This is a genomic window from Aquimarina aquimarini, from assembly GCF_900299535.1.
Taxonomy (GTDB): domain Bacteria; phylum Bacteroidota; class Bacteroidia; order Flavobacteriales; family Flavobacteriaceae; genus Aquimarina; species Aquimarina aquimarini.
The window spans coordinates 1-13,253 of sequence record NZ_OMKE01000039.1 but is presented as its reverse complement, the minus strand read 5'-3'; the positions used below and the strand labels follow the sequence as shown (position 1 = coordinate 13,253).

Here is a 13,253-nt window from a genome sequence, read left to right as displayed (position 1 = left end):
TGCATATGAGATGATATATGAATATAATACTATTATAAAACAATTGAATGAATCAAAATAAAAGATTAAAAATAGGAGAAGGAAAAATTAGTGGTTATATCTCCATTTTCTTAGCAATTATTTGCTTTGGTTCTGTTATCTGTGCATATTTTCCTGAATATCTCACCACTGCTGATTTTAGGAAGCTATACACCCCCAAATATATAAAATGGGTTCTTTTGGGATTACTCGTATTATCTTTTGGGTTTGCTTTGACAAGTTTTATTCTAAGTAAAAAAACAAAGCTTGGTTTTATGGCTATTCTTATTATTGGAGGAACTATACTCATTGGTAATGGTTTACCAGAACATCAAGATCTGGATTATAAATCTTTTACGATTGGATTAGACTGGCTTCTTCTTGATATACTAATCTCTGCGTTTATATTTATTCCAATTGAATTGTTTTTACCAAAACGAACTGATCAAACTAAGTTTCATCCAGAGTGGAGAACAGATTTGGTATATTTTATTATTGGGCATTTACTTATCCAGGTTACAGGAGTTTTGGTACAGTTACCTGCCGTGATCGCTTTTTCAGGAATAGGTTTAGAAGGGTTTCATTCTTGGGTGCAATCAATTTGGTTTATTCCTCAATTATTCTTGGCTCTATTTGTTTCTGATTTATTTCAATGGACAGGGCATTATTTTTTTCATAAACTCCCTTTTTTATGGCGTTTCCATGCAGTACATCATTCTACAAAAGATATTGACTGGCTTGCAGGATCAAGAACTCATTTTTTGGATTTGATTGTAGTACGCGCTGTTTCTTTCTTACCTATTTATGTTTTTGGGTTTAGCACATCTGTCTTTACAGTATATATAGTCATTGTCTCAATTCAAGCTGTATTAGCACATTCAAATACTCGAATTAATTTTGGTTTTTTCAAATATATATTTGTAACCCCGCAGTATCACCATTGGCACCACTCTGCTGATCCTAAAGCATATGACAAGAATTTCGCTATTCATTTTCCTTTTATAGATATGTTATTTGGCACCTATTATCCTATGGGGAATACATGGCCAGAAAGTACAGGATTGGGTGAAGCAAAATTCCCTAAAGGTTTTATACGTCAATTTATATTTCCTTTTACAAAAAATCCTTTACAAGAAAATGAAATAGAAGATCCTAGTGAACGATAACTAGAGTTTTCTCTCAAAAACAATATAATGTGCTGTCATAATAATAAATTTTGATGCATTTTTGTAATAATTAATTATTGATCAAATTTTATGAACTTAGAAAGAGAATTAAACAAACGTAGTGGATCTGTATGTGAGTTATCAGGAGATACAGAGAACTTAAAGGTGTATGAAGTTCCAAAATCACCTGGATCAGATTTAGATTCTCATATTTTAATTTCTCAAGTTTGTCTGGAACAAATAGAAAACCCTGAAAAGATAGATGCAAATCATTGGCGTTGCCTTAATGATAGCATGTGGAGTGAAGTTCCCGCTGTGCAGATAATGGCTTGGAGAATGCTAAATAGATTAAAAACAGAGGGATGGCCACAAGATTTATTAGATATGCTCTACCTTGATGAAGATATGCTGGCTTGGGCAAATGCTACGGGAGAAGGTGATGACCAAGATGATGCTATAAAACATCTTGATGCCAATGGTGTTACTCTACAAGCAGGAGATTCTGTTGTTTTAATTAAAGATTTAGATGTAAAAGGAGCTAATTTTACTGCCAAACGTGGTACAGCAGTTAGAAATATCTCATTAGTTCATGATAATGCAGAACATATTGAAGGTCGTGTAAATGGACAACATATTGTAATCCTCACAAAATATGTGAAAAAATCGTAGCTTAAATTCGAATAAATAGTAGAATACCTCTTATTCTTCGTTTATTATTCTACGTAAAGGTATCGGCATTTCTATTTTCTCATTAAGAAATCGTTTCTGTACTCTCTCTTTAAGCTTACATTTCATTTTAAACTCCTGAAAAGGCTCTGATATCCATACATAGGCTCTTACATGAATATAAGATTCATGTACATCGATCACCCTAACTTCTGGTGATTTTTTATTTTCTATATGTGCTATGAATTCTAATTGTAAAGCTTCTTCTGTAATAATTTTACGAACTACATCAATATCAGCATTTAATCCAATTTTAAAATTATTAAAACTAAGTACTTTACTGTCCTCTATTGTATGATTAAGTATAGATTCTGTACTTATAAGAGAGTTGGGTATAATTAACCTCTTATTCTCAAAAGTATTAATAACAGTATGCCGCAACGTTATATCTATCACAATACCAACACGTTCTGAATCTAACTTAATGTAATCCCCTATTCTAAAAGGCTCAAACAACACAATAAATACTCCAGCTATCAAATTAGAAATAGCTGCTTGTGCTGCAAAACCAATAATAGCAGCAAGAATACCTGCTCCAGAAAATATAAAAGTTGCTTGTCTTCTTAAAAATGGAACTGTGCCCATAATAATTACAAAAGCAATCATAAAAAGTATAAATCGAATTGAATTTTTTACAAATTTCAATTTAGTTACATTATAACTTCCTTGCTTTTGTTTTCTATTTAAAAATAATACCAGCAGCCATTTGACTACCTGAGAAATTCCCCAAGTTATCAAAAGTATAACTAACACATACAAGATGATACCTTCTATGTGTTCTACATCAATATATTTTTTAATAAACTTTGTCACTTATTAAACCATTTATCAATCAACCCATACATTTATTTAATACAATATTAGAATAATGTAGGTGAATCCCCATCGGATTCTTCTTGTGAATTATTAGATTCTGATGCAGAAATATTTTCTTCTTCTATAACCTCTATCTCTTCTGCTGGCAATGATTCTGGCTCTTCATAAGGTAATGGATCTAATAAATTAATCCGTTTTACTTTATGAGTAGTCAATTGATTTCCAATAGCTTTAAAACCTTTTATTGAGATAAATTCTTCAAGGTTTATTTCTTCATTAGGACGTTGATCTTTTCCTCTTAATTTTACAAAAACAATCTCTACTATTGGTTTAAAATCTGTAGATACAATTTCGAGAAAAGATTTTGGATGTTCGGTAATAAAAGCCTCTTCTTTTTCAGGATTTTCTATCAAAAAACGTTTTACATAATAACGTTCTTTTTCACCATCCCAATAGATAGCTGAAATTGGTTTTTTGGGATTCCATTTTTCTAGAACAATCATATCAGAATCAAAATGCAAGGTAACTTCAGGAGTAATTGTTTTCAGAATCCCTTTTTGATTAATTGTCAAAAGCCGGTCTTCTCCTCTAAATTCACCTAATAATTCTCCTCTTCCATCTACATTTATACGTCGTACAGAATCGTCAAACCATATCTTTCTAGGTTTTAGTGTTGAGACTCCTTGTTCTTTTAATTCAATTTTCTTGATATTGTATTTGGTAACAATATTTCCTTTTACCCCTCTACCTTTGATCAGTAAATCTGCAAAATCCAGATCAAATTTTAGTTTTTTGATACTTCCGGCTTGTCGCAAGAAAATAGTAATTACTTCTGCTTCTCCGTTAGGGTTTGCTGAAAAATATACTATCTTGGATTGTTTTTTACCTTGTGTTAAGTCGTATTCTTTATCACGAGTAACTCCTGTAACTGCAAAACGCTTTACATAAGAAGCTCCACCTTTACCATCTTGATAGATTATATTATAAATAGTGCGCTTGTCTTTTTTCTTAAAAATAGCAATATGAATAATATTTTTACCAATAAATGTTTTTGATCCCACCTTGGTAATCATCATTTTTCCTTCGGCTGTAAAACATATAATATCATCTATATCAGAACAATCACCAACGTATTCATTTTTTCGTAATGAAGTACCTATAAATCCTTCTTCTCTATTTACATATAATTTGGTGTTACGAATAACCACTTTGGTTGCTTCAATATCATCAAAAATTCTGATTTCTGTCTTGCGTTCTTTATCTTTTCCGTAGGTAGTTTTAAGCCTTTTAAAATAATCTATTGCAAATTCAATAAGATGCTCTAAATGATGTTTTATTTGAGCAATATCTTCTTCTAACGCTTCAATTTTTTGCTGTGCTTTATCTATATCGAATTTAGAAATACGTTTAATTCTAATTTCTGTAAGTCGTGTAATATCCTCTTCTGTTACAGCTCTTTTTAAATGTTTAACATGAGGTTTCAACCCTTTATCTATGGCTTGTATTACACCTTCCCAAGTATCTACTTCTTCTATATCACGATAAATACGATTTTCTATAAATATTCTTTCTAAAGATGCAAAATGCCATTGTTCTTGCAGTTCACTTAGTTGAATTTCTAATTCTTTCTTTAATAATTCTAGTGTATTATCAGTAGAACGACGTAACATTTCTGATACCCCAATAAAGTTAGGCTTATTGTCTTCAATAACACAACCTAAAGGAGAAATAGAGACTTCACAATTGGTAAATGCATATAAGGCATCAATTGTTTTGTCGGGAGAAATACCTGATGGCAGATGAACCAATATCTCTACTTCTGCAGCAGTATTATCTTCGATTTTTTTGATTTTTATCTTCCCCTTATCATTTGCCTTAAGCACTGAATCAATTAAAGTAGTGGTTGTAGTAGAGAAGGGTATCTCATTAATAACCAGTGTGTTTTTATCGTATTGAGAGATTTTTGCACGCACTCTTACTTTACCACCACGATTACCATCATTATAATTTGTAAAGTCTGCTATACCAGAAGTAGGAAAATCTGGTAGAATAGTAAATTTCTTTCCTTGTAAATGTTTTATAGAAGCATCAATTAATTCTAGAAAATTATGAGGAAGAATTTTTGTGCTTAACCCTACAGCAATACCTTCTGCTCCCTGAGCTAATAACAACGGGAATTTAACAGGAAGATTGATAGGTTCTTTTTTACGGCCATCATATGATAACTGCCAATCAGTAACTTTTGGATTATAAACAACATCCAATGCAAATTTAGATAAACGTGCTTCTATATACCTAGAAGCAGCTGCTCTATCACCTGTTAATATATTACCCCAGTTACCTTGCATATCAATTAGTAGTTCTTTTTGCCCTACTTGTACCATTGCATCAGAGATACTCGCATCCCCATGTGGGTGATACTGCATCGTATGTCCAACAATATTAGCTACTTTATTGTACCTACCATCATCAAGATCTTTCATAGAATGAAGGATACGTCTTTGCACTGGTTTCAAACCATCTTCAATTGCTGGTACAGCACGTTCTAGAATAACATAAGATGCGTAATCAAGAAACCAATCCTTGTACATCCCTGTAACTTTGGTAATCACTTCCTGTGGTTGGTGATCTTCGGAAGTCGAATCACTATATAATTCTTCGTTTTCTTCTGACATTTAATCCTACTATAATTTACGTTAAAATTTTGGCATAAATCTTTGGTGATCATTTCCCTTGGACTTATTTTCTTTCTCACCTTTTTCTATCTCTGAAGTATTACTTTGTATTTCTACTCTTGAGATTTCTTTATTTTTATCTTCTATTATTCTTGGTTTATCTGCATATCGATGTGAATTAAAACTTGCTCGTTTCATATCGGTAGTAATTCGTTTTGATAAATGCGGATGTGTGGATAGTTTTTCAGAAAACCAAACCCAAAAACCTCCAGTGCTTTCTAATTGTTTAGAGTATACATCTGCATTCATTTCTTTATACAAACGTTTTCCTGAAGCTAATAGTTTAATCCCATCAACAGCTCCTCTAGGACTAACGCTATATCCTGCAGCATCACAAGTATATTCGCATGCTCGCGAGTATGCTAAAGCCAAAAATGGAATAATCAAAGAAGGAAATACATACATTTTTTTATGTACATGGTTTCTTTTTATATGACAAAGTTCATGTGCAATAATAAACTCTACAACATCTTTTCTTCCGTCAAGAATTACTTCATACAGATCACTATAGATAATTAAATAATTTGATCCTACAAATTTTGTAGCCATGGCATTGAGTAATCCACCAGATTCTAAAATATAAACTTGAGGAATATTTTTTATAGATAAAATCTTGCACTGTTTTACAACAATATCATATAAATCTGAAAATTGATCTTTGGTAACATGTACACCACTTCCTTTTACATATCCAATAAAAATACCTGTACTAAATAAAACAAATAGTGCAATAAACAACACATATGGTAAAAAAAGAAGACCTGGAATGCATAACAAGATTGTAAATACAATCATCCAGTTGTAATACAGCTTTTCTTTCTTATGTATTTTAAATGTATTATTTTTTGAACTCATATATTATTTTCCTCTATCGTATCTAATTCTACTTTTAGATTATCAATAATAAATTCTTGTCGTTGGGGTGTGTTTTTACCCATATAGAATGATAATAATTCTTCTATCGATTTTTCTTTATCAAGCATTACTGGATCCAAACGAATATCATCACCAATGAAGTGCACAAATTCATCTGGAGAAATCTCACCCAATCCTTTAAATCGAGTAATCTCTGGTTTACCTGATAATTTTGCAATAGCATCTTTTCTTTCTTGCTCAGAATAACAGTAAATTGTTTCTTTTTTATTACGCACTCTAAATAAAGGAGTTTGTAATATATATAAATGCCCTTCTTTTATTACTTCTGGAAAAAATTGTAAAAAGAAGGTAATCAGTAGTAATCGTATATGCATCCCATCGACATCGGCATCGGTAGCGATTACAATATTATTATATCTTAAATCTTCAAGTGATTCTTCTATATTTAAAGCAGCTTGTAAGAGATTGAACTCTTCGTTTTCATACACTATTTTTTTACTCATATTATAGCTATTCAAAGGTTTCCCTCGTAAGCTAAAAACGGCTTGTGTATTTACATCTCTGGATTTGGTGATAGATCCACTTGCAGAATCTCCCTCAGTAATAAATAAGGTACTTTCTAAATTTCTATCCTTCTTACTATCAGTAAGATGCACCCTGCAATCTCTAAGTTTTTTGTTGTGTAAATTGGCTTTCTTTGCTCTTTCCTTAGCTAGTTTACGTATTCCAGAAAGATCTTTACGTTCTCTTTCTGCTTGTAATATTTTGCGTTGTAGGCTTTCTGCTGTATCAGAATTTTTATGTAAAAAGTTATCTAGTTTAGTTTTTACAAAATCATTAATATAGGTTCGCACTGTAGGTAGCCCATCCCCCATTTCTGTAGACCCTAATTTAGTTTTTGTCTGACTTTCAAAAACAGGTTCCATCACCTTGATACTTATAGCAGATACAATTGATTTACGAATATCACTGGCTTCATAGCTTTTGCCATAAAACTCTCGTATAGTTTTTACTACTGCTTCTCTAAATGCGGCTTGATGCGTTCCTCCTTGTGTTGTATGTTGTCCATTTACAAAAGAATGATACTCCTCACTATACTGGGTCTTACTGTGAGTAATAGCTATTTCAATATCATTCCCCGAGAGATGAATAATATCATACAATCGATCTTCAGGGGTAATGGTATCAGAAAGCAAATCTCTCAATCCATTTTCTGAGAAATACTTTTCTCCATTAAAAACTATTGTCAACCCTGGATTAAGGTAAACGTAGTTTTTAAGCATTTTTGCAACGTATTCTGCTCGGTATTTGTAATTCTTAAAGATAGTTTCATCTGGAACAAAAGATACTTTGGTACCTCTTCTTCTAGAAGTCTCTTCAAGAAGATCTTGATTAGTTAGATTTCCTTTTTCAAACTCTGCAGAGGCGGATTTACCATCTCGAGTAGATTCTACTTTAAAAAAAGTAGACAATGCATTTACTGCCTTGGTACCTACACCATTAAGACCTACCGATTTTTTAAATGCTCGAGAATCATACTTTCCTCCTGTATTCATCTTGGAAACTACATCTACTACTTTACCAAGAGGAATCCCTCGTCCATAATCTCGTACAACTACTTTATCACCTTGAATAGAGATTTCAATAGTTTTACCAGTACCCATAACATATTCATCTATCGAATTGTCAAGTACCTCTTTTAGTAATATATAAATTCCATCATCTGCAGAAGATCCATCTCCCAGTTTCCCGATATACATTCCGGGACGCATGCGTATATGCTCTTTCCAATCAAGGGATCGTATATTATCTTCGGTATATTTGGTTTCCTTACTCATAAATTTTGGGTAGAATGTTTGCTAATATAAGGTTTCACTTACTAAATTAAAATATGCTACATACAAAGTAATTAACAAATCGATCGTATATTTTGTTGATTATTTGGCTCCCAATAGCTTACATCTTTTAATCATTTCTATAAAAACAATTATCTTTTTGAACATATTTATAACTCAAAAATCAGAAAAATCTTCTTCAAAATTCAAAACAAAATCACTTATATATTTTTTATTCCTATCCTGCTCTCTAATTACAAGGTAATGCGTCCTTTTGAGTCCTTGTCTTCCAATTTTCTTCAAAACAATATCCTTAGATATTTTCAAAGATTGCAATGCCCATTTTGGCATACACATAACCCCCATGTTTGCATTAATCATTTCTAATGATACCTCGGTGAGAGGAATTGCCGAAATCTTTTGTGGCATTATTTGATTGGATTTCAGAAAATGTTCATACACTGAGACCGTTTCTAAAGGGAAAGAGTGAATTATTAGATGAATATTAGCAAAATGAGTGGGTTGTAAATAAGGTTCTTGACTCAGACTATGCTCTTTATGCATTACTGCAAAAATTTCATCCTCAAAAAGTTTTTTACTACACAAAAGATCATTTATTGGGACAGAAGTAACCAGTGCTATATCAATATCATGAGAGATTAATTTTGTAATAGGCTGATGTGTAGCTTCTAAAATCAACTCTACATCTATTTCTGGGTATAGAACTCCTATTTTTTGAATAAACTTAGGAATATTATGATAAAAAGAATAACATTCTGTGCTTATCTTGATAATTCCTTTGGATCCAGTTTTTATTTCCTCAATCGCTTCAAATCCCTTTTCAATCACAGATAGTACATTATTCGCTAATGTATATAATGCAACACCTTCTTCTGTTAGTTCCCATTTATATCGTGTCCTATGAAATACTTTAAACCCTAAACGTCCTTCTAACTCCCGTAATTGATGACTCAATGCTGATTGTGTCAAAAACAATTTTGCAGATGAATTTACAATATTACCTTCTTCTGCAATAGTTTTTATGAGTTTAAAATATTTAATATCCATACCTACAAATCTACAATAATGCTATTGTATTGTAATTGAAAACTTTTCAACTACCCTATCAAATCCTTCAATCATATAATTGTATATAGACAAAACATACTACTACTTTTATATCCAGATTACGAGGTTCTAATGTGTAATACCAGTTCTGATTTAAATTTACTCATAAGAAAAATGATGGATTTTTGACTTAGATGAAAAAGAAAATTCAAGCATAGCGGGGCTACAATCGTGTTTTATTTTGAAATATTAGACAAAAAGGCGCGGGTTTATTGAGTAAATTTAAGTTGGAAATGGTATAATTTGGATTTAATAAAACAAAATGACAGAATTATGAAAAAACAAATTGAATTTTACAAAAACAAACTTACTTTTGAAATGGATCCTTCTGACTTGTTTGATGCTCTGGAAAATAATGAAGATATTATTATAATAGATACAAGACAGTCTTTTGGGTTTGAACAAGAACATATACCTACAGCTATTAATCTACCTCATAGAGAAATGACTGAAAAAAACACAAATCATCTAGACAAAACAAAGACTTATGTTTGTTACTGTGATGGTATCGGATGTAATGCTTCTACCAAAGGTGCTTTGTATATGACAAAATTAGGATTTAAGGTAAAAGAATTAATGGGTGGAATCGAATGGTGGAAATTTGACGGATACGCAACTCAAGGTAAAAAATCATCTAAAGGCACTATGGTACAGTGTGCCTGCTAAAAAATACAGAATGACCATTAGATATGCAAAAGAAATAGATATAGAACAAATCATTGAACTATGTGAAGCACATGCTTTATATGAAAAAACTGATTTTGAAAAAGGAAACAAAAAAGAAGCTCTTTTTGAACACCTTTTTGGGGCGCAAAAATCATTACAATGTCTTGTAGTTGAGCAAAATAATAAATTACAAGGTTATGCTACATTTATGAAACAGTTTTCTACTTGGGATGCTGAATTCTATATCTATCTTGATTGTTTATATCTCAAAGACGCAACTCGAGGAAAAGGAATAGGGAAACAGATAATGTCTATTATATATAAACATGCTATTGCCGAAAAATGTAGCATCGTTCAATGGCAGACTCCCAATTTTAATACTGGTGCAATACATTTTTACAAAAAAATAGGTGCTACATCCAAATCAAAAGAAAGATTCTTTTGGTCAACATATAAAAACTAAATGAAAAATATTCTTGAAAACACATTTGATTTAGGTTTCTTTCCTACTCCACTGCATTATCTACCTAGGTTAACAAATGAATTCCCTGATTATAAAATCTATATAAAACGAGATGATCATACTGGTCTAGCAACTGGAGGCAATAAAACGAGAAAACTAGAATACTTACTCCAGGATGCTATTGATCAAGGATGCGATACTATAATAACCGCCGGAGCACAACAATCTAATCATTGTAGGCAAACAGCTGCAGCATGTGCTATTGCTGGATTAAATTGCCATCTATTACTAGGAGGAATTGAACCAAAACAATACGATGGTAATCTTTTACTTTCTAAAACTCTGGGAGCATCTATTCATTTTACTGGAGATAATAGAAAAGGAGAAGATATTCATAAAATTCAATCTGAACTATCTTCTAAAAACAAAAAATGTTATGTCATTCCATATGGTGGATCAAATAGTATTGGAGCTATGGGGTTTGTAGTTGCTATAAAAGAGTTAAAAGAACAACTTATAGCGCTAAACCAACATATTGATTACATCTTTTTTGCTTCTAGTTCTGGTGGAATGCAAGCTGGATTAACTCTTGGTATTGACCTATATGATCTCAACACCAAGCTCATGCCTATCAGTATTGATAAAGCATTTACCAAAGATCAAGTATTGGAAAAAATAATTTTTGATATTATCACAGAAGGAAAACAAAAATTGGGGATAACAAAACCCCTTCATCAAAATGATATTTCTCTTATAAAAGGATATGATAATCAAGGATATGGGGTGTTTACTGATAATGAGAAAATGGCTATTTCTACACTAGCAAAACATGAAGGTATATTATTAGATCCAGTTTATACTGGTAGGGCTTTTTATGCTATGCTAGATCATCTAAAACAAAAAAAAATACCACAATCTAATGTCTTATTCTGGCATACAGGAGGAATTCCTGCTAATTTTCATTATGCCAAAGAATCAATATAAAGATTTTAATAAATTTTATTTTATAAGTACCTTTATACACAGTAAAAGGGATACAAAACGACACTACATATGTTCACACTTGAAGAACTACATCAAGTAAAAAAACGAAAACATTTGATCAGTCTTGCTGATCAAAAAAATGTTGATATTAAAAAAATCTTACAAAAGTTACGTTATGAAGAGGAGTTACGTTCATTACAAGCAGAGCTAGTAAACCTTCAGCAATGGATTGCTAAGAAAAAACTGCGAGTAGCTGTTATTTTTGAAGGAAGAGATGCTGCTGGAAAAGGAGGTTCTATCAAACGATTTACAGAGCATCTTAACCCTCGGTCTATGCGTATTGTTGCTTTATCAAAACCTACAGAAGTAGAAAAAGGGCAATGGTATTTTAGACGATATATCAAAGAGCTCCCTAATCCTGGTGAAATTGTATTTTTTGATCGCAGTTGGTACAATCGTGCTGTAGTAGAACCTGTAATGGGATTTTGCTCTAATAAGCAATACAAAAACTTCATGGTACAAGTACCTGAGTTTGAACATATGCTCTACGAGGATGGCATTATAGTAATCAAGTTTTGGTTTTCTATATCAAAAGAGGAACAGAAAAAACGTTTTGATGCCAGATTACAAAACCCATTAAAAGTTTGGAAATTTAGCCCTGTAGATATGAAAGGGCAACAATTATGGAACAAATACACAAAATATAAGGAGCAAATGTTCTCTAAAACCCATACTACTTTTAGTCCTTGGGTGATTGTAAAAACCAATAGTAAAAAAACTGCTCGTTTAGAGAGTATGCGGTATGTATTGTCCAAGTTTGATTACACTGGTAAATCTAAAGCAAAAACTACATTACTTCCTGACCCTAATGTGATTTTAAGATACTATAGATATATTGAACAAATAGATATTTGATATGACAATTCAACAGAAAACAGAGCTTTATGATTACTCTGAAAACGACCTCACTATACTCAATTCTCCTATTGGCTTGAAGTATCTTTTTATGGATAAAAAAACAGATATTGAGAAGGCCTTAAGGATGGCTAAATATGAAATTCAGTTAAAAGAGCTTCAAACTGAACTCATTAAATTACAAAACTGGACGATCAATAACCGTAAAAAAATAGTAATTCTTTTTGAAGGTAGAGATGCAGCAGGAAAAGGTGGAGCCATTCGTCGTATCACTGCTCATATAAACCCCAGACATTTTCGTATTGTTGCCTTACCCAAACCTACTGTAGAAGAAGAGGGACAATGGTATTTTCAACGATATGTCAATCAATTACCTACTCCAGGAGAAATGGTTCTTTTTGATCGTAGTTGGTATAACCGTGCAGGCGTAGAGCCAGTTAATGGATTTTGTACAGATCATCAATACACTACGTTTATGGGTCAAGTAAATGATTTTGAAAGAATGATTCTGGAATCAGATACTCATCTCATTAAACTTTATTTTTCTATTAGTAAAGAAGAACAAGCTTCGCGCTTTAAGGATATTAAATCCAGTCCTTTAAAAAAGTGGAAAATGACCCCTGTAGACGAAAAAGCACAAGAGCTCTGGGATGAGTACACCAAGTATAAAATCAAAATGTTTGAGCAAACAAATACTAAACCATCTCCTTGGGTAATCATAGAAGCAGATCGTAAAACAGAAGCTAGAATCAAAGCCATACAATATATACTTGACACAATTCCTTATCAGGATGAAATAGAGAAATAAAAAAAGAGCCTGAAAATATTGAGGGCACTGAAAAAGCTTAACTTTTTCAGCAATGACTAGAAAAAGGCGATTAAATAAACATTGATTTTATTTAATCGCTTTTTTCATTTGAAGCCG

Annotated in this window: 12 protein-coding genes; 7 read left to right on the top strand and 5 right to left on the bottom strand. The window is 32.0% G+C overall.

Going from position 1 to position 13,253, the window contains the following annotated elements:
• The first annotated feature begins 47 nt into the window (after nt 1-47).
• Both DG508_RS15695 and DG508_RS15690 read left to right on the top strand, forming a co-directional pair.
• Nucleotides 48-1,184 carry a sterol desaturase family protein gene (locus tag DG508_RS15695; RefSeq protein ID WP_108869058.1) on the top strand — a complete coding sequence of 379 codons (1,137 nt, stop codon included), beginning with the start codon at nt 48-50 and terminating at the stop codon, nt 1,182-1,184.
• 90 nt (nt 1,185-1,274) lie between these two features.
• Nucleotides 1,275-1,853 carry a PhnA domain-containing protein gene (locus DG508_RS15690; RefSeq protein WP_108869057.1) on the top strand — a complete coding sequence of 193 codons (579 nt, stop codon included), beginning with the start codon at nt 1,275-1,277 and terminating at the stop codon, nt 1,851-1,853.
• 30 nt (nt 1,854-1,883) lie between these two features.
• Here the strand turns inward: DG508_RS15690 and DG508_RS15685 are convergent, their stop codons facing one another.
• From DG508_RS15685 to DG508_RS15665, 5 genes are all read right to left on the bottom strand, one after another.
• Nucleotides 1,884-2,723 (bottom strand): mechanosensitive ion channel family protein, encoded by an 840-nt coding sequence (locus DG508_RS15685; RefSeq protein ID WP_108869056.1) that lies wholly within the window; start codon nt 2,721-2,723, stop codon nt 1,884-1,886.
• Between the two features lie 47 nt (nt 2,724-2,770).
• The gene (locus DG508_RS15680) at nt 2,771-5,401 is read right to left on the bottom strand and encodes a DNA gyrase/topoisomerase IV subunit A (protein ID WP_108869055.1); all 2,631 of its coding nucleotides are present in this window, start codon (nt 5,399-5,401) and stop codon (nt 2,771-2,773) included.
• 21 nt (nt 5,402-5,422) lie between these two features.
• Complete coding sequence (locus DG508_RS15675) at nt 5,423-6,316, bottom strand: M48 family metallopeptidase (protein ID WP_108869054.1); 894 nt, start codon at nt 6,314-6,316, stop codon at nt 5,423-5,425.
• Nucleotides 6,313-8,175: a DNA topoisomerase IV subunit B gene (locus DG508_RS15670; RefSeq protein ID WP_108869053.1), complete on the bottom strand. Its 1,863-nt coding sequence runs from the start codon at nt 8,173-8,175 to the stop codon at nt 6,313-6,315. The genes DG508_RS15675 and DG508_RS15670 overlap by 4 nt, the downstream gene beginning before the upstream one ends.
• Nucleotides 8,176-8,349: 174 nt before the next feature.
• Nucleotides 8,350-9,240, bottom strand: coding sequence for a LysR family transcriptional regulator (locus DG508_RS15665; RefSeq protein ID WP_108869052.1), 891 nt, complete (start codon nt 9,238-9,240; stop codon nt 8,350-8,352).
• 333 nt (nt 9,241-9,573) lie between these two features.
• On the opposite strand from DG508_RS15665, the gene DG508_RS15660 reads away from it, so the two are divergent.
• The 5 genes from DG508_RS15660 to ppk2 (DG508_RS15640) all read left to right on the top strand — a co-directional run bounded on the left by DG508_RS15660 (nt 9,574) and on the right by ppk2 (DG508_RS15640) (nt 13,136).
• The gene (locus DG508_RS15660) at nt 9,574-9,966 is read left to right on the top strand and encodes a rhodanese-like domain-containing protein (protein ID WP_108869051.1); all 393 of its coding nucleotides are present in this window, start codon (nt 9,574-9,576) and stop codon (nt 9,964-9,966) included.
• Nucleotides 9,967-9,976: 10 nt separating this feature from the next.
• Nucleotides 9,977-10,429 carry a GNAT family N-acetyltransferase gene (locus DG508_RS15655; RefSeq protein WP_108869050.1) on the top strand — a complete coding sequence of 151 codons (453 nt, stop codon included), beginning with the start codon at nt 9,977-9,979 and terminating at the stop codon, nt 10,427-10,429.
• Nucleotides 10,430-11,413, top strand: coding sequence for a D-cysteine desulfhydrase family protein (locus DG508_RS15650; protein WP_108869049.1), 984 nt, complete (start codon nt 10,430-10,432; stop codon nt 11,411-11,413).
• Nucleotides 11,414-11,482: 69 nt separating this feature from the next.
• On the top strand, nt 11,483-12,328 hold the full coding sequence (ppk2, locus tag DG508_RS15645) for a polyphosphate kinase 2 (RefSeq protein ID WP_108869048.1): 846 nt from the start codon (nt 11,483-11,485) through the stop codon (nt 12,326-12,328).
• A 1-nt stretch (nt 12,329) separates the two neighbouring features.
• On the top strand, nt 12,330-13,136 hold the full coding sequence (gene ppk2 / locus DG508_RS15640) for a polyphosphate kinase 2 (RefSeq protein ID WP_199912797.1): 807 nt from the start codon (nt 12,330-12,332) through the stop codon (nt 13,134-13,136).
• Nucleotides 13,137-13,253 lie beyond the last annotated feature (117 nt).

Excerpts from the sequence above, each read along its gene's own strand:
- DG508_RS15695 (WP_108869058.1), top strand. The coding sequence starts at position 48 with ATGAATCAAAATAAAAGATTAAAAATAGGAGAAGGAAAAATTAGTGGT.
- DG508_RS15690 (WP_108869057.1), top strand. The coding sequence starts at position 1,275 with ATGAACTTAGAAAGAGAATTAAACAAACGTAGTGGATCTGTATGTGAG.
- DG508_RS15680 (WP_108869055.1), bottom strand. The coding sequence starts at position 5,401 with ATGTCAGAAGAAAACGAAGAATTATATAGTGATTCGACTTCCGAAGAT.
- DG508_RS15675 (WP_108869054.1), bottom strand. The coding sequence starts at position 6,316 with ATGAGTTCAAAAAATAATACATTTAAAATACATAAGAAAGAAAAGCTG.
- DG508_RS15670 (WP_108869053.1), bottom strand. The coding sequence starts at position 8,175 with ATGAGTAAGGAAACCAAATATACCGAAGATAATATACGATCCCTTGAT.
- DG508_RS15665 (WP_108869052.1), bottom strand. The coding sequence starts at position 9,240 with ATGGATATTAAATATTTTAAACTCATAAAAACTATTGCAGAAGAAGGT.
- DG508_RS15660 (WP_108869051.1), top strand. The coding sequence starts at position 9,574 with ATGAAAAAACAAATTGAATTTTACAAAAACAAACTTACTTTTGAAATG.
- DG508_RS15655 (WP_108869050.1), top strand. The coding sequence starts at position 9,977 with ATGACCATTAGATATGCAAAAGAAATAGATATAGAACAAATCATTGAA.
- DG508_RS15650 (WP_108869049.1), top strand. The coding sequence starts at position 10,430 with ATGAAAAATATTCTTGAAAACACATTTGATTTAGGTTTCTTTCCTACT.
- ppk2 (WP_108869048.1), top strand. The coding sequence starts at position 11,483 with ATGTTCACACTTGAAGAACTACATCAAGTAAAAAAACGAAAACATTTG.
- ppk2 (WP_199912797.1), top strand. The coding sequence starts at position 12,330 with ATGACAATTCAACAGAAAACAGAGCTTTATGATTACTCTGAAAACGAC.